24 protein-coding genes are annotated in these 25,590 nt (G+C 50.0%); 7 read left to right on the forward strand and 17 right to left on the reverse strand.

Translation table 11 applies throughout. From position 1 onward, the window contains the following. Positions 1–31: 31 nt before the first annotated feature. The 10 genes from C557_RS24005 to fba all read right to left on the reverse strand — a co-directional run bounded on the left by C557_RS24005 (position 32) and on the right by fba (position 11,048). Positions 32–901 (reverse strand): DUF4367 domain-containing protein, encoded by an 870-nt coding sequence (locus C557_RS24005; protein WP_018750237.1) that lies wholly within the window; start codon positions 899–901, stop codon positions 32–34. Then, on the reverse strand, positions 898–1,473 hold the full coding sequence (locus tag C557_RS0102470) for a sigma-70 family RNA polymerase sigma factor (RefSeq protein WP_018750238.1): 576 nt from the start codon (positions 1,471–1,473) through the stop codon (positions 898–900). The genes C557_RS24005 and C557_RS0102470 overlap by 4 nt, the downstream gene beginning before the upstream one ends. 197 nt (positions 1,474–1,670) lie before the next feature. Beyond that, a complete protein-coding gene (locus C557_RS0102475) occupies positions 1,671–3,218 on the reverse strand; it encodes a choice-of-anchor Q domain-containing protein (protein WP_018750239.1) in 1,548 nt (515 codons plus the stop codon). 609 nt (positions 3,219–3,827) lie between these two features. Beyond that, positions 3,828–4,799 (reverse strand): PfkB family carbohydrate kinase, encoded by a 972-nt coding sequence (locus tag C557_RS0102480; protein WP_026263258.1) that lies wholly within the window; start codon positions 4,797–4,799, stop codon positions 3,828–3,830. Further along, complete coding sequence (locus C557_RS0102485; RefSeq protein ID WP_018750241.1) at positions 4,796–6,097, reverse strand: family 4 glycosyl hydrolase; 1,302 nt, start codon at positions 6,095–6,097, stop codon at positions 4,796–4,798. The genes C557_RS0102480 and C557_RS0102485 overlap by 4 nt, the downstream gene beginning before the upstream one ends. Before the next feature lie 17 nt (positions 6,098–6,114). Beyond that, on the reverse strand, positions 6,115–6,939 hold the full coding sequence (locus C557_RS0102490) for a carbohydrate ABC transporter permease (RefSeq protein WP_018750242.1): 825 nt from the start codon (positions 6,937–6,939) through the stop codon (positions 6,115–6,117). Between the two features lie 15 nt (positions 6,940–6,954). Further along, positions 6,955–7,887: a carbohydrate ABC transporter permease gene (locus C557_RS0102495; RefSeq protein ID WP_018750243.1), complete on the reverse strand. Its 933-nt coding sequence runs from the start codon at positions 7,885–7,887 to the stop codon at positions 6,955–6,957. A gap of 12 nt (positions 7,888–7,899) precedes the next feature. After that, the gene (locus C557_RS0102500; protein ID WP_018750244.1) at positions 7,900–9,201 is read right to left on the reverse strand and encodes an ABC transporter substrate-binding protein; all 1,302 of its coding nucleotides are present in this window, start codon (positions 9,199–9,201) and stop codon (positions 7,900–7,902) included. Positions 9,202–9,274: 73 nt separating this feature from the next. Then, complete coding sequence (locus C557_RS0102505) at positions 9,275–10,075, reverse strand: DeoR/GlpR family DNA-binding transcription regulator (protein WP_018750245.1); 801 nt, start codon at positions 10,073–10,075, stop codon at positions 9,275–9,277. A 106-nt stretch (positions 10,076–10,181) separates the two neighbouring features. Continuing rightward, on the reverse strand, positions 10,182–11,048 hold the full coding sequence (fba, locus tag C557_RS0102510) for a class II fructose-1,6-bisphosphate aldolase (protein WP_018750246.1): 867 nt from the start codon (positions 11,046–11,048) through the stop codon (positions 10,182–10,184). Between the two features lie 220 nt (positions 11,049–11,268). On the opposite strand from fba, the gene C557_RS0102515 reads away from it, so the two are divergent. Then, complete coding sequence (locus C557_RS0102515; RefSeq protein ID WP_018750247.1) at positions 11,269–12,312, forward strand: SIS domain-containing protein; 1,044 nt, start codon at positions 11,269–11,271, stop codon at positions 12,310–12,312. Positions 12,313–12,548: 236 nt separating this feature from the next. Here the strand turns inward: C557_RS0102515 and C557_RS0102520 are convergent, their stop codons facing one another. The 3 genes from C557_RS0102520 to C557_RS0102530 all read right to left on the reverse strand — a co-directional run bounded on the left by C557_RS0102520 (position 12,549) and on the right by C557_RS0102530 (position 15,930). Beyond that, the gene (locus C557_RS0102520) at positions 12,549–14,000 is read right to left on the reverse strand and encodes a serine hydrolase domain-containing protein (protein ID WP_018750248.1); all 1,452 of its coding nucleotides are present in this window, start codon (positions 13,998–14,000) and stop codon (positions 12,549–12,551) included. A gap of 84 nt (positions 14,001–14,084) precedes the next feature. Next, on the reverse strand, positions 14,085–15,188 hold the full coding sequence (locus tag C557_RS0102525; protein ID WP_018750249.1) for a Gfo/Idh/MocA family protein: 1,104 nt from the start codon (positions 15,186–15,188) through the stop codon (positions 14,085–14,087). Positions 15,189–15,267: 79 nt separating this feature from the next. Further along, positions 15,268–15,930: a ThuA domain-containing protein gene (locus tag C557_RS0102530; protein ID WP_018750250.1), complete on the reverse strand. Its 663-nt coding sequence runs from the start codon at positions 15,928–15,930 to the stop codon at positions 15,268–15,270. A gap of 201 nt (positions 15,931–16,131) precedes the next feature. Between C557_RS0102530 and C557_RS0102535 the strand changes: the two genes are divergently transcribed. The 6 genes from C557_RS0102535 (at position 16,132) to C557_RS0102560 (ending at position 21,430) form a co-directional block, all read left to right on the forward strand. Continuing rightward, entirely contained in the window at positions 16,132–16,968 is an 837-nt protein-coding gene (locus C557_RS0102535) for an AraC family transcriptional regulator (protein ID WP_018750251.1), read from the forward strand. A gap of 188 nt (positions 16,969–17,156) precedes the next feature. Beyond that, complete coding sequence (locus C557_RS0102540; RefSeq protein WP_018750252.1) at positions 17,157–17,864, forward strand: lantibiotic protection ABC transporter ATP-binding protein; 708 nt, start codon at positions 17,157–17,159, stop codon at positions 17,862–17,864. Position 17,865: 1 nt separating this feature from the next. After that, positions 17,866–18,597, forward strand: a complete 732-nt coding sequence (locus C557_RS0102545) for a lantibiotic immunity ABC transporter MutE/EpiE family permease subunit (protein WP_018750253.1) — start codon at positions 17,866–17,868, stop codon at positions 18,595–18,597. Continuing rightward, a complete protein-coding gene (locus C557_RS0102550) occupies positions 18,598–19,356 on the forward strand; it encodes a lantibiotic immunity ABC transporter MutG family permease subunit (RefSeq protein WP_018750254.1) in 759 nt (252 codons plus the stop codon). 29 nt (positions 19,357–19,385) lie between these two features. Further along, positions 19,386–20,048: a response regulator transcription factor gene (locus tag C557_RS0102555; protein ID WP_018750255.1), complete on the forward strand. Its 663-nt coding sequence runs from the start codon at positions 19,386–19,388 to the stop codon at positions 20,046–20,048. Then, positions 20,039–21,430 (forward strand): HAMP domain-containing sensor histidine kinase, encoded by a 1,392-nt coding sequence (locus tag C557_RS0102560; protein WP_018750256.1) that lies wholly within the window; start codon positions 20,039–20,041, stop codon positions 21,428–21,430. Before C557_RS0102555 ends, C557_RS0102560 begins: the two co-directional genes overlap by 10 nt. Positions 21,431–21,813: 383 nt before the next feature. Here C557_RS0102560 and splB read toward each other — a convergent pair whose 3' ends face one another. The 4 genes from splB to C557_RS0102585 all read right to left on the reverse strand — a co-directional run bounded on the left by splB (position 21,814) and on the right by C557_RS0102585 (position 25,578). After that, on the reverse strand, positions 21,814–22,842 hold the full coding sequence (gene splB / locus C557_RS0102570) for a spore photoproduct lyase (protein WP_018750258.1): 1,029 nt from the start codon (positions 22,840–22,842) through the stop codon (positions 21,814–21,816). Then, positions 22,839–23,102: a transcriptional regulator SplA domain-containing protein gene (locus C557_RS0102575; protein ID WP_018750259.1), complete on the reverse strand. Its 264-nt coding sequence runs from the start codon at positions 23,100–23,102 to the stop codon at positions 22,839–22,841. Before C557_RS0102575 ends, splB begins: the two co-directional genes overlap by 4 nt. 115 nt (positions 23,103–23,217) lie before the next feature. Next, on the reverse strand, positions 23,218–24,636 hold the full coding sequence (locus C557_RS0102580) for an extracellular solute-binding protein (RefSeq protein WP_018750260.1): 1,419 nt from the start codon (positions 24,634–24,636) through the stop codon (positions 23,218–23,220). Between the two features lie 96 nt (positions 24,637–24,732). Further along, a complete protein-coding gene (locus tag C557_RS0102585) occupies positions 24,733–25,578 on the reverse strand; it encodes a carbohydrate ABC transporter permease (RefSeq protein WP_018750261.1) in 846 nt (281 codons plus the stop codon). Between the last annotated feature and the right edge of the window lie 12 nt (positions 25,579–25,590).

The raw sequence follows: 25,590 nt of genomic DNA on the forward strand, positions 1-25,590 counted from the left end.
CAGTATAGCGGTCTGGCTCTGATTATCCGCTCTAAGGCTGGATGGATTCCGCAATACGAACAAGCTCACTTTGATCGAGAGCCCTACTAAGGAGACTATATAAAGCTTCTGAGTTCTCCCAATCAATGCTTCTGCCTACTACCGTTACAGCCTTGTTGCCGTTGATGCTCAACTCCTGAACCTCGCCATCCACACTGGCTGCAAATGCAGTCTCATCATCCGGTAATCGTTGCTGCAGGAAGATTTGCCCGCCTGTCTCCTTGTTTGTAAAGTAAAGGCTGACATATTTTCCACTCACCTGTTGATTTTCATCCCGATATAGTTCTGCCCGATCAAATAAGTAGCCTTCCGGCAAATACTGCGGGAGCTTTACAGGAAATTCGGCATATCTGGATACTTCCGAGAAATTCGTCAGGTTCAACGTATCCTCCGAAGCAGTCTCAGCGTCCTCTCTGCTTACCATGACATTCGGGTCTTCACTTGCCATGCTTCCGGATTCACCACCAGGTGACTCAGTTGACCATGAATCCGCCTTCGGCGTCTCTACTTGATATACCTGGATATGACCAAGGTTGAACGTCGCCAGCACCTTATTCATCACACTTTGTGCAGCAGAAGGCTGCGCAATGATAATGCTCAACAGGCCAACGGCTAAACTAGTGCTCAATGCAATAGCGGTGCGTCTCCGGATTTTCTTATTCATCCTTTTCCCCTCCTGTTTCTGTTGTGATGCCTTCACCGCCGACCATACGGCTTGCCGATCAGAATATTGACTGAAATCCGTATGGGACAGTCGTTTGTCCAACGCTGCCATGCTCTGATCCAAATACGTTGGGACAGATTCCGAAGCGCCTACATGCTTCTGAGCCGCAGGCCGGGCAGAATACTCCTGCTTTTTCATAACTGATCCACACTCCCAAGCTCTGACTTGAGTTTTTTCATAGCACGGTAGCAAATGACGCCTATGTTGCTCTCACTTTGCCCGGTAATTTGTGCAATATCGGTGTTGCGAAGATTCGCCCCGTATTTCAATGCAATGATATTTCGTTCCCGGGCATCCAATTGACGCAACGCGCGCATGAGCTGATCGTTTTGCTCTTCTCTTAGCAGCAGGTTCTCCGGGTCTCTTTTGCTCGACACCAATTCCCTTACCATTTCCAATGAGAAGAACTGTTTTCTTTTTTGTTGTCTATAGTGATCATTCACCATATTTCTGGCGATAGCGAAGAGCCATACTTCAAAGGGGGCCTTCGCTTCCGAATAGGTGTCCAGCTTGTTTATGATCTTTTCAAATATGGCACTGGTCAAGTCCTCAGCAGTATGAATACCCGGAACACGGTAGGCCACATAGTTGAAAATCCGTTTATAGTACTTTTCAAAAATAGCAGCCATTCCGCCCGTCGCTATCCATGCTGCTGGCCCATCCTGAGTCTCCTTCTGTATAAAAGGATGAACCACCATATGCTCCTGCATCACTTAGGACTCTCCTTTCGCCAAGATATTACCTGGCCAAGTAATTCATTAGTTAGTACGTATGCTTCAACTTTTCATTACAAAACATAAAGGAATCCTAATGCTGGATAAAATAAATTTAGGGCCTGCGGCTGGAAAGCCGCATGGCCCTAGGGTCTTTTTAGCTACTATTGCTATGTCGCAGAGTAACCGAGTATTTACTCATCAGCGCCGATGTTTACGGCGGCTCCTTGCACTCGAGGGTCTCCATCGATATCCTCTGCGCCTATAATAGCAGGATCGGTGTCACCGGCATCAATGGCAGGCGAAGAGGACTGGAGATGGAAGTCGCCTGCAGCAGCATTCACAAACCTGGGATCCATGAACAGGGAATGGGCGTCATTGCCCGAGCCTGCCTGATAGTTGGCAAATCCCCAATAGTATTCATCCTTCCAAGTGAAGCTGGCTTCACTGCTGCCTCCGGAAGTGAAATACAGATTATAATCCACCACATTGCCAGAGTTTTCAGTATATTCATTGTAAATCAGCACATCCGAATCGCTGGCCACAAAGATATTGTTCTTAATCATGTTGTTTCTTGTATCAAACTGAACATAAAGCTGTCCACTGCCATCGCCTATAGTATCGTTCTTATATACGGTGTTGTTTACAATTTTGCAATTGACCGTAGAGCCACGTTCATCATCATAACCTCCCATGGCAATCCCGGTCAGCCGGTTGTTATAAACTACGTTGCTGCGTATCGTAATATTGCTGGTCGATCTGCCTGCATGCTCCGAGGCGATTTCGATACCGATATCGTTGTTATAGCTGTAGTTCTGCTCGATGATGCTATCCTTGCCTCCATCCACGTAAATGCCGTCAGCCCCGTTGCTGTTGTTCGGAAGCATCTTGCCATACGATGGATTATAGTTGGAAGTAATATTGTACACCTGATTCCCCTTCACGAGGCCGTTACGCGCCTGGTCATAAGCCGAATTGGGCGCCGTCCCTTCAAAGCCAATCAAGTCAATCCCGATATTGTCATTGTCATGCACCAGGTTATTAAGGACCTCAAAACCATCGACATTTCCGTTAAGCACCATCGACTCGCTGGAGCCCAACACGAGATTGTACAATTCATTGCCACTAATCACCAGATCATGCAGCGAAGCAGGTGCCTTGGTTCCATATACAGCAATCCCATGGGCGTCCCGGCCAAGCAAGTCGCTGCCCGTTGGAGTAGCTGTGTTTTTGATATCATGGATTTTATTATCGGCCAGCGTAATAAACCCGCCTGCCCCATGCACATAGATGCCCATGGGCACGGCATTTCGGGATGTTGTGGTGAAGTTGCGAATTTCAAAGCCCTGAACGGTGACATAGCTCACGTCCTCCAGCTCCACCAGTCCTTGGGAGCCGCTAACCGTTAGTCCGGTACCGTCAAGGATCGGCTGTTCTGTTCCATAATTAGTGAATACGATAGGACCTTGAGCCGCAGAGCCTGAACGGGTAATTTTTAATTTCTGATTATACACGCCACCCCGGACATAAACCGTACTCCCTGCCGGCACCACGTCAGCCGCATGCTGCAAAGTCTTCCACGGTGCAGTGCTGGTGCCCGGGTTGGAATCATTGCCGTTTGTTGCCACATAATATTCATCCCCGGCGGCCGATACGTTTGGCAACTGTACCGAGGTGCTTACAAGAACGAATCCCAGAATCAAACTCAGTATGACGATGGACCATAGCTTTAATTTCATCATTATTGTCAGCTCCTTAGCTTCAACTATAGCAAATGATTTCTAAATATCATGCTGCTCCTCTTATGCAAACGAGCATCGGGAAATCCTCAGATTGTTGAGAAAGATGGTTTTCCGTACATCTCGCATAGAAGAGCCCTTAGCCTATAAGGATTCTTCTCCATAGAAATGGTACGTTACGCCCTTTCTCAACAGTCTGAAATCCTCCTGCTAATTTGCGGAAATAAGCTGAATTTAGGTATTTTGCTGGAAAATCTCCCTATAAATTCGCACTTGAGGGCCGTATTCGGTGATACAGGTCATTTTATATGGAGGAATTCCCTATAATGCTTAATAATTTCATTTTATCCTCAGTTTTATATGGAGGATTTCCTGTTAATGGAGCGATTTGTCAGCATCATTCAGACTGTTGAGAAAGCTGGTTGTCCATACTTATCAACTAGAAGAGAGCCCTTGGTCTGTAAGGGTTCTTGTACGTAAAAATGCATGCACGCCTTTTCCGGCATTCTGATGGCTCCCTAACTATCTGCAAGCTCTATCTGTAGCACCATCTGTAAGCAAGTTGCAACTAATTGCCCTTCACCTTCACACTTCATGCACTGGCAGGCAAATTCATGCTTTGACTACCGCCTGCAGCTTCCTGACAGCCTCTACCGTCGGCAAGCTTCCCGTACCACCAATTCCTAGCGTCGATACCGCCCCGCAAGCATTGGCAAATCGTATTAGCTTACCGCCACGATAACCTAGCAGATAACCGTAAATGATACCTGCATTGAAGCAATCGCCTGCTCCTGTCGTATCAACAGGAGCTACCTGATAGGGTTCGGCCCGGCTCACACTGCCATCCAACTCACGCAGCGATGCTCCGCGAGCGCCTTGCTTGACGGCTACCAGCCCGGCTACCGGGGGAAGCCCCGACTCCAGCACCTCGGCAACCCGCTCTGCCGGGAAAATGCGCAGCAGCTCATCCTCGCTTGGAATGAACAAATCCGTTTCAGCCAAGAGAGCGCTAATCCCTTCGCGATCCCACTGGTTAGCCACATCCCACCCCGTATCAAAGGACGTGCTCGTTCCGTCTAGACGCAGCCTCCTGAACAATTCCGCCCAATGATTCCTCATGCCATCCTGCAAATAATAGGACCCGAAATGAAGATGTCGCGCCTTGCCAAGCAGCTTCTTGGGAATCAGCTCCGGCTTCAGCAGCGGAATACTGCCTGCATAGGTTAGCAGGCCCCGGTCCACCGGGGTTGAGAAGGACAGCGTCACCCCGGTCTTGATGCCCGGCAGCCGGGTCACATGCTCGGTATTCACCCCCATGCGCTGCAACTCATCGGTACAAAACCGCCCGAAGTCGTCCTCTCCCACTACGCTGACAAATCGCACATCTGCGCCTAGACTTGCCAGGGCACAGGCTGTAATTGCCGAGGAAGAACCAAGCACAACCTCAAAGCCGTCCACCAGCTTCTCCCGGTTCCATTCCGGCATCACATCAGCACCCGACACGATGATGTCCACGTTTAACTCTCCAGCGACAACGACCATTGGCCTGGAGTCCATGACTTCTCGGCTCTGGCTCCCCATCATCTCAGCACCGGAGCAATACCTTGCTCCGCTTCATATAACTCTTCAAACATCTGACCAATCTCCTCCAGAGAGCAAACCGCTGCCGTCAGCGGGTCTACCATCAGCGCATGGCGAGCCATCTCCTTATCGCCTTGCCTTACTGCTTCAACCGCCAGATCAAAAAAGGCCATATTTGACCGGCACAATGCAGCCAAATGCTCCGGCAGCTTGCCAAACCGGGTAGGCTGAATGCCCTTGGCATCGATCAGACAAGCCACTTCTACTACGCCATCTGGCGCCAGGTTCTCGATCAATCCCTGGTTAGGGACATTCCCATAGATTACCTTCGGTTCATCCTTAAGAACGCCCTCGATAATAACTGCCGCATATTCCTGGCTGGATTGCAGTTCCAGCGGCAAAGTCCCCTCAAGCTGACGAACGATCTCTTCATCATTCTCTTTACGCCAAATTGGCCAATTATTGGCATAAAAACCTGTTGCTCCATTATAACCTGTACTGCAATGCGCATCAATTAACGACTGACGCTTCCGATAATAGGGAATATACTCAGAGAAGTGTCCACTCGATTCCGATACAAAGGCCCCCAGATATTTCATGGCATCAAAGCGGACCGGATCCTGCCGCAGCAGTTCGGGGTCTTTGATTTTATCCAGCAAAATCGGATATAAATCCTGTCCCTTATGGCTCAGCTCCACAAACCAGGACATATGGTTGATCCCCCCGGCTCTCCAGTGAAGCTCCTCATAAGGAATCCCGGCATAATTCGCCAGTTGCGCCGACGTATTCTGAATGGAATGGCATAGTCCTACCACCGGCAGCTCGGTGATGCGAGAGGTTAATAACGTAACGGCGGACATCGGATTCGTATAATTCAAAATCATTGCATCCGGACATAACTCTTCGATATCGCGGACAATTTCGATCCAGCTGGGAAGCGTCCGCAGCGTTTTAAACAAGCCACCCGGGCCTAAAGTATCTCCAATACATTGGTTGACTCCGTACTTTAACGGAATTTCATATTCATAGCGAACCGTTTCCAGACCCCCGACCTCGATCTGGTTAATGACAAAACGAGATTCTCCAATGACCTCCCGGCGGTCGGTAGAAGCGATCACCCGCCACGATTTCCCTGTCAACTCCACGATCTGGAGTACGAGTCTACGGGCCAGCTCCAGCCGCCGCTCATCGAGATCAACCAGAGCAATCGTCCCCCCGTCCAAGCCGTCAATCATCAATATATCCATCGCAATATCTCTAGTGAAAGCACTGCCTGCCCCGATAATAGAAATTTTCGTCATAGCTCTTCTCCACACTCCTATTTCATGCCTGTCATGGTCAGGCCTTTGATGAACTGCTTTTGGAAGATCAGGAATACCACGATTACCGGCAAAGTAATCAATACCGCCGCTGACATGACCACGTTGTAATTAACCATATGTGTGCCATTGAAATAGACGAGAGCCAGCGGAACCGTCATCTTGCTCTCATCATTTAGGACAATCAAAGGCCATAGATAATTGTTCCAGGAATTCATGAACGTGAAGATGCCTAAAGCCGACAGCATGGGCAAAATAAGCGGTGTTACGATACGCAGCATCAGCTTGAACTCTCCAGCCCCATCCATCCTGCCCGCCTCCAGCAGCTCCTGCGGGATTTCCTCAATGAATTGCTTGGCAAGGAACACGCCATAGGAACTCACCAGACAAGGCAGCACAATGGCCATCAGATTGTTAATTAGTCCAAGCTCGGCTGTAATGAGATAGGTCGGAATCATAATTACCTGGAACGGAATCATCATCGTCGCCAGGATGAGAATAAACAGCAGCCTTTTGCCCCTGAATTGATGTTTAGCGAAAATATATCCAGCGAGTGCACTCGTGAACAGGGTTGCTGCCGTAATCACAATGGAGGTCCCCAGGCTGTTGAATAGCCATGTCACAAAGGGAGCATCCCGGAACACCGTCCGATACCCTTCCAGACTGGGCTGCCGGGGAATCATCCCGCCCGTCCCCGCTACGATTTCCATATTGCTCTTCAGAGAGGACAGGACCATCCAGGCATACGGCACCAGCATCATCGCAGCCGCAACAGCCAATACAAATATAATCACTCCGTCCCAAGCGCTACGTCGATGCAGCATCAGTTCTACCTCCTCTTAATGCTCCCACTCGGCCCGTCCCCCTCTTAATTGCCCCAGCGTGACGAGCAGGATAACCATGAGAAATACAGTAGCCATGGCGGAAGCATAACCCATATTGGAGCTGGCAAAGGCCTGGTCGTAAATGTGCAGCGCCAGTACCCGCGTTTCGTTGAAGGGCTCCCCCTTGGTCATAATCTGAAATTGCGGAAACGCTTGAAAATAAGAAACCACGGTCGTTATCGATACGAATAGCAAGGTTCTACGCAGCAAGGGCAGGGTAATTTGAAAAATGATGCGCCACCTCCCGGCCCCTTCCAGTAACGCAGCTTCATAGTACATGTCCGGGATCGAATCCAGTCCGGCGATGAACAGTACAATGTTATAGCCGATATCCGCCCACAAGGTCATCATAATGACGGAATAAAGGGCATACTGGGGATCGGCCAGCCACTGAATTGGAGTCAGGTGCAGCTTCATCAGGATGAGATTAAACAAACCGTTGTTGTAATTAAACATCGTGCTCCATACGATAGCCGTTCCCGCCAGCGGCGCAATCGTGGGCAAGAAGAACAGGGTACGGAACAAGCTCTTGAGCCAAGCAATTCTAACTCGCTGGATGGCATAAGCGATACATAATGTAATCACGATATTGGCCAGAACCGTTATAGCCACAAACTTGAACGTAATCCACAACGATTTTAAAAACACGGCATCGGTGGCCATGCGAATATAATTCTCTGCCCCCACGAAAATGGCCTTGGAGCCAAGCGGATCATACTGGAAGACAGATAAACCCAAACTCCAAGCTATGGGCAGGAAAGCAAAAACACCAAACAACAGCAGGATCGGGATCAGCGAGATCAGAATGAACCTCCGTTTGGCCCGAAGACCCGCTGCTCTCCCCATCGGCTTCAGCTTGGCCTTGTTGGCCGTTACAGCAACTCTCATGCCCGAACACCCCTATCGCTTATGTTGGTCCTGGTTATCGTTAATGGCCTGCTCGATCTTCGTCAAACCTTCCTTCACACTCATTTGCCCGGCAACCATTAACTGAAAATGGTCATTGACCTGCTTGAAGAAATAGTCGCGATCCGCCACAGGGCCAATCCATTGACCTAATGATAGGGCCTCTATCGGTGTTTTCATATATGGATTGCTGTCCAGGAATTCGGGGTCTTCGGCAATCTCTTTCTTGGCGGGAACCGTAAAAGTGTCTGTATTCCAGCCGGCAAGGTTCTCCTTCTGTGAAACAAATTGGATGAACTTCAGCGCCGCCTCCTGTTGGTTGCTTCGCTTCGCCACGGTCAGACCCCAGCCGGATTCAGCCGCGAAGTAAGGCGGGTTCTCCGTAAACGAAGGGACAGGCACATACTCAAAGTCGTTGACCTTGTAGTTGTTCAAGCCCGCGGAAATCGTCCACGGACCACGGTAGGTCATCGCCGAGTTGCCGCGGAAGAAGTAGTCGGAGGTGTCAAGCTCGCCGCCAAAGGTCGTCAGGTCGGCAACCTTATGCTCGGCGATCAGAGAGACAAGCTCAGACATGGCCTTTTCTGCCTCTGGCGTTTGGAAGTTGACATGCTCATTATCACCCCAAAAGCTGGCGTTCTGCTGCAGAATCAAGGATAGGAAGGTAAAGGTAATATTGTCGGAGGAGACGAAGTCGAAGCCTTTAATCTGCAAGGCATTCCCTTGACGCACAGTCAGCTTCTTAGCGTATTCGACCAGTTCTGACCAAGTGGACGGGGGCTGGTCCAGTCCCTGCTCCTTCAGCATTTGCGGATGAATCAGCATGCCGCCGTTCTCGATGTTGTATTCCAGCGGCAAGCCATATAGCTTGCCATCACGTAAATACGCCCCTATAGGAGCGTCATAATACTCCTGTTGCACATGCTCGCTATCAGGGATTTCGACGAGCAAATCATTTTTGGAATAAGCGGGTACCCAGGTTCCGAACATCTCGGCGATATCCGGCGGTGTCTCCGCGGAGAAGGACGCCTTCAGCTTCGGATTGTATACATCATAGGGAAAGGTCTGATACTCGATGGTGATATCGGGGTATTGGGTTTGAAATTCAGCAACAAGTTTTTTGTATGCGTTTACAATCGCATCTTCCTGGTGACTCCAGAAGACCAGCTTCACCTTATCTTGGCCTTGCGGAGTTGCTGACGTATCGCCGCTGGTAGCCGAGGAGCCTGTACAGCCTGACGCGACGAATACTACGCAAATCACCGCAAGTATGAACATCCATTTGAATAACCGCATTCGCACATCCCCTTATCTTCCGCATATTAGTCAGCATCTGAAGGGGAGGTTGCTTGAGGATATCAGGCGTATTTTATACGGAAGCCGTGTGGTCTAGGGGTGTATGTATGGCGATCTGCTGCTCCCGGCACGCTTGCTCAAACCATCCCTCCGGCGGTTCATTCATAATTACACCCGTTACTTGATTCAAGGGAGTAATCGTAAATAAAGCGCTTTTCTCCAGCTTGCTCTGATCGAATACAGCATAGACACTACTTGAACGTTCCATCATCAATTGGGCAATATGGGCTTCCAGCTCGGAATGCATCGTAAAGCCGTGGTTCAACGACACCCCGTCTACCCCCAAAAACATCTTGGTCACATTGATCTTGTCGATCACGTTTTCGGCTAAGGGACCACTCAGTTCATAGCTCTTGGCACGCATCACGCCGCCAATGACCACCACCTGAATGCCCTCCGCATCAGCAAGCTCAAAGGCAATGTTCACAGCATTCGTAACCACCGTAATATTCCGGTGCTGCTTCAACGCCTTGGCGATAAAAAATGTCGTTGTTCCCCCGGTCAGGCAAATAATATCTCCTTCCTGAACAAGCGCCGCCGCCGCTTGGGCAATTCGCTCCTTATCCAGCCGTTTGAAGTCTCGCTTGGCGGCAAAGGGCAGCTCTGCGGCTGAAGGCATCAGGGCCCCTTCATAGATGGCTCCGCCTGTCGTCCGAATAATTCCTCCGGCCTTCTCCAGCACATCAAGGTCGCGTCTGGCTGTAGCCTCTGAGCAACCGATCACCTCGATGATTTCCTGCAACGAAATTTTACCATGGGATTTAATCAATTCGAGCGTTTTCGCTCTACGCAATTCACCCTTTGAATATGGCATGACTCTCTCCTTTAAACAACCTCTGAATAGGTCTGGGCGGACAAGCCCAGCCGTGTTAGCTCTATTGTGGAGGATGCCAGGATAGATTGCAATACAGCCATCGCCATCAATGCGCTACGCCAGCCTTGCCGACACTTCCACAAAGCCTCATTTTCTCGATAGCCAGCTGTTTGACCGCTTCCTTGGCCGGGACCATATATTTACGGGGGTCATTCTCTTCGGGATGCTCCATAAATACGCCCTTGATCGCATTAGAAAATGCAATGCGCAGCTCGGTAGCGATATTCACCTTCGACATGCCCAACGCTACCGCTTGATCAATCTGCTCGGCCGGAACACCAGAGCCGCCGTGCAGTACTAAAGGAACATCAATCAACTCAGCGATTCGGGCAATCCGGGCAAAATCAATATCGGGACTTCCCTTGTAGATACCATGTGCTGTTCCAATAGCCGGAGCAAGCGTGAGTACACCAGTCTGTGCCACGAATTGCACACATTCGTCGGGATCGGCCAACGAGGCATGCCTATCTTCCACCACAATGTTGTCCTCAACCCCGCCAACCTTTCCCAGCTCTGCTTCTACATTGACCCCGGAAGCTGTGGCAACCTCCATGACTTTACGGGTCCGCTCCACATTCTCTTCAAAGGGATACATGGAAGCATCGATCATAACCGAGGTATAACCCGCACGAATGCATTGAACGATAGTCGCAAAGTCCGTGCAGTGATCCAGATGCAGCGCCATCGGTAAATCCGTGCGATCTGCCGCCGTTTTTGCCGCATGGGCAATGTAATCCGGTCCCAGATGCTTGACGGTGCCTACCGTCGTTTGAATGATCAACGGAGAGGCTGTCTCTACAGCCGCTTCTACAACCGCCTGGAGCATCTCCAGGGTATGTACATTGAAGGCGGCGACAGCATACTTCTCCCTGCGGGCGGCTTGCAGCATTTCCGTGGACGAGATAAGTGGCATCCTGATTCCTCCTCTCATGTATTTAGATTTATTTTGTATTCGTGATTATAATAATCTTTTTTCTTGACTATTTCAATCATTTTGTAAAAATTAATCTATAATTATGTCATCTTTGCTCTTATAAATTGATTAAAATTATATTTTTTATTGATTTTTTGAGTGAAACAATTATAAAATTGACATAAAGCGTCATCCATTTTATATACGGGAGGTATCTGTAATGAGTTTGACCTATAGTGAAATCAAGAGCCAATACCAGGCTTTGCAGCAAACCTACGATTATATGCTGTCTCGGCGTGCGGAATTAACTGCCTTTATCCAGTCCCAAAAGGTTAAGAGCGTAACCTTTGTCGGCTGTGGCTCCAGCTATTGCTTGAGTGAAGCAGCGGCATTTTCTGTTCGCTTGCGCACCGGGATGCCTGCCATAGCTCTGGCTGCTGGCGACCTGATGCTCCATGCCACGCGCTATCGTCCCCTGCTTGACGGCACCCTGCTCATTGCCCCGTCACGGTCTGGCAGCACTAGCGAGGTAGTAGAAGCCCTTCGCCAGGTTCAGGCGATCGAACAAATTCCGGTGCTGGCCATCTCTTGTGTCGAGCATTCTCCCCTCTCCCAAGCAGCCGATTGTGCTCTGGAGCTGCCATGGGCCTTCGACCATAGCGTTTGCCAGACCCGTACGGTCACCAATCTCTATGCCGTTAACCTGCTGCTCGCTGCCTTTCTGGCTGGTGATGAGGCCTTGATTACCGACCTGCAAACAGCCATTCAGCAAGGTGAAGCCTATATGGCCCGCATAGAGGAAGGAATTCGCCGCACCTCGAATTTTGCCTGGAATAATGCCGTTGTGTTGGCGGATGGGGAGCTTCAAGGGCTGGCAGCGGAAGGTGCTATCGCGCTGACCGAAATCGCCAAAACACAAGCCCATGCCTACCATCTTCTCGATGTCCGCCATGGGCCGATGGTGACGATCGGGCGGGACACGCTTGTGATTGCCGCTTTGTCGGACAGCGATGCCGGTCATCAACGGAACCTGATGCAACATCTCAAGGATCGGGGAGCCACGGTCATTGCCTTTGCCGACAGAGCAGACGTGCTGCCGCATGACCTCGTTGATCTGGCCATCACGACCGACCAGCCGCTGGATGCCGCCGTTCGCGGGATTCCGTTCATCTTCATCCCGCAAATCGCCGCGCTCTCCAGTGCCGAGCGCCACGGCATCAATCCCGATCAGCCGGATGGCTTGATGGCCTGGGTTAAGCTGTAACCTGGGAGCAGAATACAAAAAAGGACCTTCCATATCTCTCTAATGTACCGGAAGCAGAAGCTGCCAATACACCAGGAGTAGGAAGGTCCTTTGGTATTTTATTTAGTTTAGAGAGCCGCGAGCCGTAAGGCTTGACTGTCCGGCCGGGAAACCTCAAGCTTCCCGGGAGGACTTTTAGCGAAGCTCTCAGGAAGCATCGCAAGTGAAGAATGCAGCATCGTATACCTTGCGTTTTTTTAAAGGCGTCTTCCCCGTACAGCTGGAGGTGCAGCTTGCTCGAAAGAAGCATTCCAGCTAATCTGAAGCTCTAGCTCATTGTCAACCCCTTTATATTCCAGAGTTATCGTGATGCAGAACGGCGCCTCAATCCGCTGAATGGTCAACAGCAGCTGACCCTGCTCATTCCAGGTGAATGAACCCACGATTCGCTCCTCCCCGCCAAACAGAGAGGTTCTGTCATGGACCCAGCGCTGCCTGCCCAACTCGATTCGATGGTCCGTACCTGCCGCCCGAATCTGAAGTATAGCTGTATTCGCTAGGAACTCGATCTGAATCGTCTCCAGCATCAATGGGTTGGACTCAAGCTGATAATCGCTCTTATTAGCATCCCTCTCCCACTGTAACTGTGGCTCCTGCTGCAAGCAGGGAGGTTCCAGCTGCAGCTGGTTCAGTCTGTCCTGCAGCAGCTCATCCAACTCACCAGCCTCAGTCTCTTTGTCTACATCACTGCTACTCTTAAATGCAGCAATCAGATGCTCCCACGCTCCATTCATAACTCCTTGAAGGTCATTGGTTCCTCCGGTCATAGCGAGTACAGCATCCCATTCCTCCATCACGATGCAAAATTGTCCGAAGGCTCCGTCCCCCCGGTACAATCCATGTCGACACCGCCAGAACTGGTAGCCATACCCTTGCGCCCAATCACTCTCTCCGCCGTCTCCATTTGCAATCTGCTTGGCCGTGGCCTCGGCAATCCAGTCTTCATTCACCAAACGCTGGCCCTGCCACATCCCCTTCTGCAAATATAGCTGGCCGAACTTGGCAATATCCTCTGTCCGGATTTTCAGACCATAGCCGCCTGTATTAATGCCTTGCGGACAGCTCTCCCATGAAGGGTTGCTAATCCCCAATGGCTCAAACAAACGAGGCTGTAAAAATTGCAGCAGCGTCTGTCCCGTCACTTTTTGTAAAATAGCCGAGAGCATATAGGTGGCCCCTGTGTTGTAAAGAAAATGCGTTCCCGGTTCGTGCTCTACTGGCAAAGCCAGAAAAGCTCTGGCCCAATTGCCGTCCGGGGCTTGATGCATATCACTTGTTGTGTCAAAGGCATGCCCCGTCCCCATCATTAGCAAATGCTTGATGCGCATAGCAGATAAATTCTTCGACACCTCAGCAGGCAGTTCATTAGGGAAGAATGAGATGACAGGATCATCTACACTTAATTTCCCCTCCTGTACAGCCAGGCCTATTGCTGTGGAGGTGAAGCTTTTACTGAGCGAAAATAGCATATGAGGCAGTTCCGGCTCATAAGGATTCCACCAACCCTCAGCAGCGACATGACCATGGCGCAGCAACATCAAGCTATGCATCTCTATTGAATGCGCTTCCAAATAATTGATAAAATCCAGGACTTTACTTGCTGATATTCCCAGCTCCTTCGGACTTTTCCTCGGCAATGACATTGACATCGCGTACAGCTCTCCCCTCGGTAAACAAGCTACTTTCATTATACAAACTTCATTTACAAATTAGAAGAAATATCCATTCAGCGGTTAATCCAATATACCTTGTAACAGCCCCGGTGCAAGCGGTCTTGGACGCTCACAGCATGTGGTTAGCTCCGCGTATTGCCTCGACTCCGAGCTGGTATGAAAAGCATGCATAATCTCCAGAACATGATTCGCCAGTTCGCCACTCGCCCGCTGTTTCTGCCCGCTGATGATGCAAGCAGCCATATCCGCCACGCCCATGCCCCGGCTGTTCATGGCATGGCTGTGCAGCAACGGAATTTCGGCAAAGCCTTCTCCGCCTGCCGGCTTGAATAAAATGGGCCCGCCAAAGGTATTCGGATCAGGAACCATCAGCGTGCCCCGCGAGCCGTAAATCTCTATTCGCGGCAGCGTGCTGTCCCAGATGTCAAAGCTGGTCACCATTGTCGCTACAGGCCCCGAAACAAACTCCATGGTCCCCGCCACATGCGTAGGCACCTGCACCTCTATTTGCTGACCAAATTTAGGAGTGCTCGTAATCGTTCGGTGCTGAAAGGTCTTCTTGGCGATCCCACAGACCGTCTTTACGGGACCTAATAAAGATACCAACGCAGTTAAATAATAGGGCCCCATATCAAACATCGGGCCGCCGCCCTGTTGATAGTAAAACTCCGGATCAGGATGCCAGCCCTCATGTCCGTGGCACAGCATAAAGGCTGTAGCGGCAATCGGATCGCCAATAAAGCCGTCGTCGATCAGCTTGCGGCAGGTTTGCAGCCCGGCTCCCAAAAAGGTATCCGGCGCACAGCCAAGCATAAGCCCCTTCTCCTGCGCCAGTCTGCTTAGCTCCAGACCATGCTCCAGCTCCAGGGACAAGGGCTTCTCTACATAAACATGCTTGTCATTCATTAGAGCCGCTTTGCAAATTTCATAATGGTTGACAGGTGTCGTCAAGTTGACAACGATCTGGATTTCCGGGGCGGACAATAGCTGCTCTGTTGTCCATACATGCGGAATACCATGAGTCTCCGCTGCCTGCTCTGCACGTTCACGGATGATGTCCGCACAAGCATAGACCTCTGTATTCGCAAACATTTTCGTCAGATTCTCCAGATAAATGCCGCTGATATTACCGCAGCCCACGATACCAACCTTGATTTTATCCAAAAGTGATCCCGCCTTTAGCTTAATTTTTGAACAAGTTGGCTAAGATTCCGTCCAAATCATATGAATTAGCAAATGGTCCCTACGCCTTGGCGGCCCACAAGAAACCGCGGCGCATCAGCTCCAGCGCTTCTGGAATGTCAAAAATATCGGCATGATGACCCAGTGAATTATAAAACACCCGGCCTTGCCCCCACTTCTTCGTGTATACTACGGGCATCGTAATGATACCGTTTGCAGAATGAGGCCCCTCACTTAGCGCAAAGGTGGTTGTCGCCAGTACATTGACACAAGGGTCTACATGAAGATAATATTGCTCCGATTTGACCTTGAAATCCTGAATCCCCTCAATCAGCGGACTGGAGCTGCTCATCACCATGTTCACCTCGTATTCGACACCATCATTAAACGGATGAGCCACCCATTGTGATCCGGTCATAAATTGCCATTCAACTGAATTGCGGAAGGAATCACACATGCCTCCGTGACAGCCAGCAATTCCTACGCCGGACTGGACCGCCTGCAGCACAGGGCGGAGCTGCTCGTCCTTGATCTCGCCCATCGTCCAAATCGGCACCAGCAGATCGTGACTCTTCAAGTTTTCCTCATCGGCAAAACGATCCAGCGTGTCCGAAATCTCTACCTCGAAGTCTTCCTTCTTTAGTAAATCCGCAAATATCTCTGATACCTGAACAGGCTCGTGCCCGTCCCAGCCGCCTTGTACAATTAAAGCCTTTCTAGCCATATGCTCATGTTCTCCTTCCCGCACGGTATTTGCAGCAACTTTCCATCTGCTCACTCAAATTGTAAGCCGCACAGCCCGGAAAAGCTCGTCAAATCCGTTGCCCTATCGGACAATTTTTGCTATTTTGTGTTTAGAAGTCTAGTGATCAACCGCTCATATACCCGTTCCATGATTTTAAATTTGAGGCAGGGGGCAGCAAAATTGAAAGCTTATCATGAGCAACGCTATTATGAAGGCGGTCTGCCTATCAGTACCATGCAATTGCATGACTTTTCTTTCCTGGCTCACTGGCATCAGGATGTGGAACTGATTTATATTACAACGGGGAGAGTGCGCGTAGGTATTAATTCCGAAAGCTGGCTGCTGCAAGCCGGAGATCTGGCGATATGCAGCAGTGGAGATATCCATTATTACGATAGCTCAGGGCAGGAATCAGCTATGCTTCTGGTCATTTTTAATCCAAAAACAATCGGAGCTCCCGGTGGATGGCCTGACCATCTTCGTCTGCTCTCTCCTTATGTTGGCAATGCGGGACACCCCGACACCAACGGCGGCTGGCTTGCCAATCAGGCCGCGGAGCTGATGCACCAAATGCATCAAGAAGAACGGGACAAATCTGCCCATTACCAAAATATCATGCTTGGCCTGCTCTACCAGCTCAATGGGCTGATTCTTCGTCATGTTCCCAGCGAGCCACTGACTTCTCTACAGGGCCATCGATTCAGCGGAAGCCGCCAAGCCATGCGCGAGGCGCTTGACTACCTGGAGAAGCATTGGTCCCGGCCTATCACGCTTGAGGAGGCGGCTCGCCAGGCACATATGAGTGTCTATCATTTTTCGCGTACCTTTAAAAGCACCACAGGCATGAGCCTGCCTTCTTATCTCAATAGCATCCGGGTAGACAGGGCAGAGGAACTGATTCGCACCTCAGATCAGACCATGCTTGATATTGCTTTGGAATGCGGCTTTACTAATGTACGCACCTTCAATCGGGCGTTCCGCCAACTCCGCGGCTGTGCCCCTTCCAGTCTCCGCTAACAAATTACATCCGCTTTCATAGAATTGATTCCCCAATTTGGTCAAATCAGAGCTTCAAGGGAAGATGCTAAACCGTCTCCCTTTCCCCCATTCCGCTTCTTACAATCCACTTCCTTCTACGTTCCTTATCAAATCCTTAGATTTGGGTAGTATAGTAGCAGCACAAATGAAGAAAAGGATGAAGCCTCGTGAATGATCTGATCTTGCAAACCCGTGACTTGTGCAAAACCTATCACCGGCAATCGGCGGTAAATAACGTCTCACTGGCCATTCGCCAGAATTCTGTGTATGGCTTGTTAGGGCCCAATGGGGCAGGGAAGTCAACCATACTGAAAATGCTCGCCGGGATGCTCCGGCCTAGCTCCGGAACAGTATTATTCCGAGGAAATCCTTGGTCACGCAAGGACCTCCGAAAGATAGGCGCTCTGATTGAATCGCCCCCTTTATACGAGAACCTGACCGCCCGGGAGAATCTGCAGGTTCGTACTATGCTGCTAGGGCTACCAAAGCTCCGCATCGCAGAGGCGCTAGATACCGTCGGATTGGCTCGTACGGGGAATAAACGAGCCGGGCAATTTTCCATGGGTATGAAGCAGCGGCTTGGCATTGCCCTGGCGCTCCTTCATCAACCCAGCCTGCTTATTCTCGACGAGCCAACAAATGGCCTTGATCCCATCGGCATTCAAGAGCTGCGGGAGCTGATTCGTTCCTTTCCCAAGCAAGGAATTACGGTTATTCTATCCAGTCATCTACTCTCCGAGGTAGAACACACGGCAGATCATATCGGTATTCTGGCCGGAGGCGTATTAGCCTACCAGAATGCGATTAATCCCGACATAGATCTCGAAAGCTTGTTTATGGACATCGCCCGCAAATACCATCAGGGGGGGCAATAATATGATGACCTGCATTCAAGCTGAGCTCCTGAAGGTTAAACGAACCTTTACCCTGAAGTTGGTCTGGCTGGCTCCTCTGCTCACCCTGCTGTTATGTGCCGCACTCATGGCCGGACAATATTTACAAACTGCCACCTACAACTGGTGGTACACCTTGCTGCTACCCGGAACGCTGACTTTGCTCTGCACAGGGGTTATTCAGAAGGACTGCAAGAAGCTGAAATATCACGCTATTCTTGGCCTACCCATTCATCCCTCAACCATCTGGCTAGGCAAAATTGGCGTTGCCGCCCTACTGCTGCTAGCTTCTTCATTTCTCCTGTTCGTCTATGTTAGCTTAAGCGGGTGGATATTCCCTGCCTTGCTGAGCTTGACCGACAGTGCTGTCGCCAGCCTGCTGCTCTTCCTCAGCTTCCTGTGGCAAGTCCCGCTTTGCTTGTACCTTGCTGACCGAATTGGCATGTTCGCCACGCTGATTCTCAACATCCTGGGAAATGGAGCTTGTGCCGTGCTGCTTGCCACAACTCCACTATGGTGGATCGTTCCTTATGCCATCCCTGCCCGGCTGATGTGTGCAGCTATTGGCGTACTTCCTAACGGACTGCCAGTCCCATCGGGAGACACGCTGCTCGATAGAAGCGTAATGTTGCCAGGCGTACTGGTGGCACTGGTGTGGTTCGTATTGTTGTCAGCCATCACGATGCTGGCTTTCCGTAACAGGGAGGCCAGATAAATGAAGATGTACTGGCGAACTCTTAAGGCGGAGGGTCTCAAGTTAAAAAGACACCCCTTGCTGCTGGTGCACCTGCTATCTCCACTAGCGGCCATCGTTATTTTTCTAGGTTATTACACTTATACGCCTTTCTCCCCGGAGTCAAAAGTCGAAGCGTATCTGCAAGTGCTGGCTGTCGCTCTTCCGCTGATGATTGGCATTGCTTGCGCCATGGCGGCTGATCAAGAGTCTGCCGCCGGGAGCTGTCAGCAGTTGCTTACCTTGCCCAGCCGTCTGATTCCTCTAGTTGGCAAGCTAAGTATTCTGCTATTATTGGGGGGAAGTAGCATCCTGCTAGCCGCTACAGGATTCGGAATCGGTTATATCTATCTGCTGGAACAATCTCCTTATACCATGCTTTTCTATATTCAAGCGGCTTTAATTCTTTTCGGAAGCTGTTGCTTTTTGTATGGGCTGCACCTGCTCGTAAGCTTGCGCTTTGGCAAGGCTGCCTCCATCGGCTTGGGCGTGGTCGGGAGCTTATTAGCTGCCTTACTGCTCACAGGTCTGGGAGATCTGATCTGGATCTACCTGCCGTTTGCTTGGCCTGCCCGATTTGTGACGAGTTGGATGCAATACAGAGAGGCCAATGCCGGGGAGCTTTTAGACCAATTGCTTTGTCGGCAAGGGGTATTGTCCTGTATAAGTGGAACAGGGGGGATCATGATATTGTTAGGAGGCTGGTTCCGGCGCTGGGAAGGTACCCAATCGCTGGAATAGGCTGTATTTATTGAAGGATGTGATGGTAGTTGGCTCATATATTGGCTGTTGATGATGAGGTTGCCGTCTTGACCCTGATTCGCCATATTCTTGAGAAGGACGGACATCTTGTAACCACCCTCTCCGACCCTGCTGAGGCGGCAGATCTGCAATGGGGAGTGTTCGACCTTATCATGCTGGATGTCATGATGCCGGGCCTCGACGGGATTACCCTTTGCCGCCAGATTCGGAGCAAGGTAGATTGCCCACTCCTGTTCCTCACCGCCAAGGCCATGGAGCAGGATGTGATGGCAGGCCTTGGTGCGGGCGCAGACGATTATATCATCAAGCCCTTCGGGGCAGGGGAGCTCCGGGCTCGCATTCAAGCCCACCTGCGCCGTGAACACCGGGAACGCCGGAATGTATACTGTGCGGGAGAGGTATACTTCAATTTGTCCGGTAAAGAGATGAAGGTGCAGGGCAAGCGGATTCCGCTTACGAAGAGCGAGTATGCCATCTGCGAATTTTTAGCTTTGAACCGCGGTCAGGTGTTCTCTAAGGATCAAATCTATGAAGCCGTGTTTGGCTTCGAGGGAGAGAGCGAGGCTTCTACGATTGTAGAGCATATCAAGAATATTCGGAGCAAGCTGAGTCAGGTTGAGACTACGGCTCCAGTGGAGACTGTTTGGGGGATTGGATATCGATGGAGATGAATACAGTGAACGAATCTCAATCTAAATCCATCAGGCTGCGTACCTTGTTTCTGAAATATTTGGCTGTCTTCTGCGCAGGTACGATCGGGCTGCTGCTCCTGCTGGTGGCACTCTTCTCCGGGCTATTATACACCGGGACCATCCTTCCAGCTAATCACGCCGAGAAGCAGGTACAGGATGCTATTTCCGGCATCCAGGCCGGGCTGAAACTGCAAGAAACCTCATCTCCCGTCTTGTACTTGTATGCCCGATATTCATCAAACGGGCAGCTCGCAGATCACACCTTATCTCCCAAGCAGGCTAATCAGGCCTGGGAGTTGCTTAAGCACCAGCAGAAAGCCTATCGCTTCCCCCATACCTATGTGAAAATAACACAAGGATCGGAGACTTACATTTTCCGCTATGCCATCATGGCCCAATTTAGCAACAAGGTTGCCCGCACGCTGCTGCCCAGCCCGGAATGGTGCCTTCCCATCCTGTTTTGCACCCTCTTCCTGGTGGGAGCTGCCCTTCTTTCTTCCTCCTTTGGACGTAGATTGGTGCGACATTTAAAGGCAGTCGAGGAAGCGGCTGCCCACATTCGTGAGCAAAATCTGGATTTTACTGTGCAGCATAGCGGAATCCTTGAGATGGATCAGGTTCTCCAGTCTATGGAGCAGATGAAGACGGCATTGAAGAGCTCCCTGGAGCAGCAGTGGCAGTTGGAGCGGGGACGCAGGGCTCAAATATCCGCGTTAGCGCATGATGTCAAGACTCCGCTGACAATTATCCGGGGGAACGCAGATCTTCTATCGGAGACTGTTCAAACGGAGGAGCAGCAAGACTACACTACATATATCGCCAGCGGGGCCCGGCAGATCGAAAATTATATCAAGACCCTCATTGAGATGGCCAAGGCAGACAATGCTGTCTCCTTTCACCCTGCAAGCTTCAATCTTCATGAATTTCTCAACCGAATTGAAATCCAGATGCATGCTCTGGCCGGAGTAGAGCCTTTTACTTATGAGGTCCGGGCAGGGGACCTTCCAGATACGCTCCATGCCGACGCTATGCTATTGGAGAGGGCCTTGCTTAACACGCTGACCAATGCGGTGGAGCACTCGCCCGAGAACGGCAAGGTCATTCTGGACGTGGAGCTGGATCAGAAAGCCTTGCGGCTGCGCATTACAGATGAAGGCCCAGGCTTCTCAGCTGCAGCGCTTGGACGAGCTGCCGAGCCCTTCTTCATGGAGGATGCCTCCCGCCAGTCCAAGGGCCATTATGGCATGGGCTTATCCATCGCCAGTTCGATCATCAGCCTGCACGGTGGCGAACTGCATATCGCTAACTCTGCGATAACAGGAGGTGGCGAAGTGACGCTCAAGCTACCATTAATCCGATGATGGAAAAGAGAAAAAAGTTACTGAGGATGCTATTTTAAAAGAGATAGTTTATTATAAGGGGGGAACGTACTTTACAAAGGTTAAATCTGTAACTATCAAAGGGATATTTAGGAGATCTGATGAACAATAATTATGATCCTAATAAGGTTATGATCTACTGCCTCCTGCTTCTAGGTGCTTTCGGATATCTGGCCATCACAATGGGATACAGGGATGAATCGGAGTTTATAGAACAATTAAATGCAACCTTAATTATTCTATTGCTTGTATTAAATTTGATGAAAAAGAATTAGCAAAATCTATAATCGACCAAGGTTTAGTCTAGACAGCTTCTGATCATATGGGCCACTCCGCAGACCCACATCCTGGGGCTGTCATTTTTTTCATGTAAAATATTCCAGCTTCGCCTGAGGGAAGAACTTGTTCATGCACCCATGAAGATGCTCCCTTAATTCCGCTTCTTCATCCTTCTGATAAATATATTTGCCAATCCCGTATCTGCCCCACTTGTATCTGCGTTTCTCTTCATCCAGTTCCAGCTTGGTCATCGGGTAATTCTTCTCAATGACACGTTTGGCGGGCTTCGTGAAGCGATGCTGAATAAATTCAAAGGTAATATCGTCTCTTACCCCTTCATCCAGCTCCTGATCCAGCCGCTCGAACATATGATAATATCCTTCCTTCCAGCCCTCATGCAAATAAATAGGCGCTACAATAAAGCCAAGTGGATAGCCCGCACGCGCCACTTTACCGGCAGCTTCAATGCGCTTCGCCAAAGGGGACGTCCCTGGTTCAAAGTTCTTGATGACATAATCCGCATTTACACTAAAGCGAAATCTGGTTTTCCCGTTATGATTGGCATCGAGCAAATGATCAACATGATGGAACTTAGTGACAAAGCGAAGCTTGCCATACTCGGATTGTCCAAAATGCTCAATCGCTCTTTTCAATGTATGCGTTAAATGATCAATACCAACGATATCTGAAGTACACGCCGCTTCAAACCTCGTAAATTCAGGTATCCGTTCCTCCATATATTTATCTGCCGCCATTAATATCTCTTCCACATTGACATAGGTGCGAATATAAGGTTTGCTTCCCATGGTCGTCTGCAAGTAGCAATAATGACAATGTCCCATGCAGCCCGTTGCAAAAGGAATCGCATATTCTGCGGAAGGTTTGGAGGTATCAAATTTCAACGTTTTACGTACCCCCACAACCAACGTGGATTTAGCGACCCGATATTTTTGCAGGTCACTGTCACCGGGAAGATTCCGTACCTGATTGTGGGACGTGGTATATCTAATGTCCAGGTTCATTTTTTGGAATTTCTCATGCAGGCTTACTCCTAAAGGATACTCTAAGGCGGCTGGCTCAAAATAAACGAGGCGTGGCATAAAAGGGGCATTCATTGAAAGCTCCCCTCCACAGCATCGCCAAAATAGTAGTTATAAGCCTCATTAGCTTCCGATTCGTTGTTATATATCGCCATCTCTTCAGTTAATGGATAATACGTTTCATACAGGAAAATAGCCAATGCACCTGGATTTTCAGGATCATGTACGACCGCTGCTTGCTGTACATTCGCTACGTCTTGTGTATGGGGGTTGCGGTAAATCACATACACGAGGTCACCTGCTTTATAGTTTGCATTTGTATGAGATATCTCCATGTGCGGGTCACCTTCCTTTTTAATGTTAATATCCCTCCTTATCCAGAATTTATGTCTTACATTTTATGGGCCAATATAGAAAAGGCCCCCGGCGATAGCCAGGGGCTGTAGTGTGTCAGTTCTGCTGAGCCAGCCACGCTGTGGCTTCCTCTTGGGCTCTCTTCATCGCATCCGCTGCGGAGAGTTCACCCAGCAAGACACGCTCCACATTTTCGGAGAGAATATAACGAGGTTGCCCCGAACGGTACGGATAACGCGGAGTCCAGAGCTGACTCATTTGCTTAAGGATGATCTCCATCTGCGGAATCTCCTTCACGCTGTCCCACTCTCTGGCCGCTTTGACCACCGGCATGCTTTGTGAACGCTGATCGGTCCACATGTATTGCTGGAAGAATTCGCTGCTGCTGAATTTCAGCCATTCCCAAGCCAATTCCTTGTTTTTGGCCGAGGCTCCAATCGAGAAGGGGCTGCCTGCAAACATGCCGCCTGTTCCTGTGTTCGGATTTTTGAACAGCAAGGCCGCCTTATAGCGATCTTCAAGACCAAAGGTAGCGATGTCGTTGATGAATCCTGGCACAATGCGCAGGTTTATGGCCACATTGTTATTCTCGCGCAGGAAGTTCTCCGCACCTTGTCCTGCCATAACCCCCTCAGGGGCGTATTTGGTCGCTTCTTTCAACAATTCAACAGATCGAATCATGGTCTCGCTATCAAATTCCAGCTTCATGTCCTTCCACAGGAAGCCTTCTCCCCATTTGCCGCCCAAAGACTCGTTGATGTTCATTACAGTGTCTGCCGCGTCCCCACCTTTATAGGTGATTCCGTAGTTCATCTCTCCGGTCTTCGGATTTTTACCGGTCATGGCGGCTGCCTTCTCTACAATCTCCTCAATGGTTGGCGATTCCGACAATGGTTCTACGCCCCAATCTTCAAATAGCTGGCTATCGTAGACGATCAAGCGCGCATCACCAATGAAGGGCAACCCATAAATTTGCGGTTCTTGGTCGTTTGGCCCCATCGTTTTCCAGCCTTCCACCTGACCATCAAGATATACGCCCAAATCGAATTGATCCTTGTCAATGTAAGGCTGCAATGGCTCTAGCAACCCTTGCTCAGTAAACGATGTAATCCCTGGAACCTGATACACGTCGGCAGCCCCGGATTGGAGCATCGTTTGTGTCTTCTCGTTGTAATTATCCCAGCCCATCAGCACGAATTCCACCGTGGTTCCCGGGTAAAGCCGCTCGAATTCCTCTTTAAGCACCTTCACGCCCCGGGATGTTTTACCCGACACCGGATCGGTCTTATCTTCGAGGACAAAGTCTCCGATCAACTGGACCTTAAGCGTTCCTGATGGCTTGGTGCCTTCATCTGTCTTGGCTTCCTCATTCCCACTATTTGCGGCTGAGTTCGCCCCTGAGTTTGTCTGATTGGTTGAAGCATTTGTTCCGGCATTTCCTCCACATGCACTCAGTAATAAGGCCAAGGCTAGAAAAAGAATCACGGTCAAATTCAGCTTACGATGATTGTACATGCATACCCTCCTGATTAAATTGGCTTTTTTAGTGCTGCAAAGCTTACAAGGCTCACCGTCTCTATATGGCTTCCCGCTCCTAGTCCGTTCTTGCTATCACTCTCCCTTCAGACCACTCAGAGCAATACTGCGGATAATATATTTTTGGAAGAACAGAAACACCAGAAGTATAGGTAAAATACTCATGCCCGCCGTCGCCATCGTCACTCCCGCCAGTCTCCCGCCATTTTCAGTTGAGAAGCTGGACAGAAATAAGGGGACGGTCTTCAGATGCTGGTCATTAATGACCACAAGCGGCCAGAGAAAGGAATTCCAACTGTCCTGAAAGGAAAGGATTCCCAATGTCGCTGTAATGGGACCAGTTAATGGAGCAAATATATGAAAAAAGATTTTGAATTCACCAGCACCATCTATTTTGGCTGACTCTCGCAAGCCCTCCGGCAAGTTGTCAAAATATTGCTTCGCCAGTACAATGCCCATCGCATTAATTACCGACGGGAAGATCAGCGGATATTTGGTATTGATCATATCCAGCTCATTAAACATTGTGAACATGGGAATCAGTCTGGCTTCAAAGGGAATCATCATCGTGGCCAGAACCGCAAAAAACAGCAGCCGTTTCCCCTTGAAGCTGCCTCTGGAGAAGGCATATCCGCCAAGCAGCGCGGAAGATACGCTAAGCAGTACGCTAAAGAGCGCAATCACCAGAGAATTTCCATAGGCGGTCAGCAAGGCTCCATTTTCAAATACAAGCTTATAGTTGAACCAGGAGAATTCCTCGGGTATTAACCTTGGGGGGAACGGAATACTGACGTTGGCCGTTCGCTCCAGACTGACGCTAATCATCCAGAGGAAGGGATAGAGCATGATGATACCAACCGCGAACAGGAACAAAAATAAGAGCACGTCCGATATTTTTCTTGCCTTTCTGTTGCTCCGCATGGGCTGCCCCTT

This window comes from Paenibacillus sanguinis 2301083 = DSM 16941, from assembly GCF_000374825.1.
Taxonomy (GTDB): domain Bacteria; phylum Bacillota; class Bacilli; order Paenibacillales; family Paenibacillaceae; genus Fontibacillus; species Fontibacillus sanguinis.

Excerpts from the sequence above, each read along its gene's own strand:
- C557_RS24005 (WP_018750237.1), bottom strand. The coding sequence starts at position 901 with ATGAAAAAGCAGGAGTATTCTGCCCGGCCTGCGGCTCAGAAGCATGTA.
- C557_RS0102470 (WP_018750238.1), bottom strand. The coding sequence starts at position 1,473 with ATGCAGGAGCATATGGTGGTTCATCCTTTTATACAGAAGGAGACTCAG.
- C557_RS0102475 (WP_018750239.1), bottom strand. The coding sequence starts at position 3,218 with ATGATGAAATTAAAGCTATGGTCCATCGTCATACTGAGTTTGATTCTG.
- C557_RS0102480 (WP_026263258.1), bottom strand. The coding sequence starts at position 4,799 with ATGATGGGGAGCCAGAGCCGAGAAGTCATGGACTCCAGGCCAATGGTC.
- C557_RS0102485 (WP_018750241.1), bottom strand. The coding sequence starts at position 6,097 with ATGACGAAAATTTCTATTATCGGGGCAGGCAGTGCTTTCACTAGAGAT.
- C557_RS0102490 (WP_018750242.1), bottom strand. The coding sequence starts at position 6,939 with ATGCTGCATCGACGTAGCGCTTGGGACGGAGTGATTATATTTGTATTG.
- C557_RS0102495 (WP_018750243.1), bottom strand. The coding sequence starts at position 7,887 with ATGAGAGTTGCTGTAACGGCCAACAAGGCCAAGCTGAAGCCGATGGGG.
- C557_RS0102500 (WP_018750244.1), bottom strand. The coding sequence starts at position 9,201 with ATGCGGTTATTCAAATGGATGTTCATACTTGCGGTGATTTGCGTAGTA.
- C557_RS0102505 (WP_018750245.1), bottom strand. The coding sequence starts at position 10,075 with ATGCCATATTCAAAGGGTGAATTGCGTAGAGCGAAAACGCTCGAATTG.
- fba (WP_018750246.1), bottom strand. The coding sequence starts at position 11,048 with ATGCCACTTATCTCGTCCACGGAAATGCTGCAAGCCGCCCGCAGGGAG.
- C557_RS0102515 (WP_018750247.1), top strand. The coding sequence starts at position 11,269 with ATGAGTTTGACCTATAGTGAAATCAAGAGCCAATACCAGGCTTTGCAG.
- C557_RS0102520 (WP_018750248.1), bottom strand. The coding sequence starts at position 14,000 with ATGTCAATGTCATTGCCGAGGAAAAGTCCGAAGGAGCTGGGAATATCA.
- C557_RS0102530 (WP_018750250.1), bottom strand. The coding sequence starts at position 15,930 with ATGGCTAGAAAGGCTTTAATTGTACAAGGCGGCTGGGACGGGCACGAG.
- C557_RS0102545 (WP_018750253.1), top strand. The coding sequence starts at position 17,866 with ATGATGACCTGCATTCAAGCTGAGCTCCTGAAGGTTAAACGAACCTTT.
- C557_RS0102550 (WP_018750254.1), top strand. The coding sequence starts at position 18,598 with ATGAAGATGTACTGGCGAACTCTTAAGGCGGAGGGTCTCAAGTTAAAA.
- C557_RS0102560 (WP_018750256.1), top strand. The coding sequence starts at position 20,039 with ATGGAGATGAATACAGTGAACGAATCTCAATCTAAATCCATCAGGCTG.
- splB (WP_018750258.1), bottom strand. The coding sequence starts at position 22,842 with ATGAATGCCCCTTTTATGCCACGCCTCGTTTATTTTGAGCCAGCCGCC.
- C557_RS0102575 (WP_018750259.1), bottom strand. The coding sequence starts at position 23,102 with ATGGAGATATCTCATACAAATGCAAACTATAAAGCAGGTGACCTCGTG.
- C557_RS0102580 (WP_018750260.1), bottom strand. The coding sequence starts at position 24,636 with ATGTACAATCATCGTAAGCTGAATTTGACCGTGATTCTTTTTCTAGCC.
- C557_RS0102585 (WP_018750261.1), bottom strand. The coding sequence starts at position 25,578 with ATGCGGAGCAACAGAAAGGCAAGAAAAATATCGGACGTGCTCTTATTT.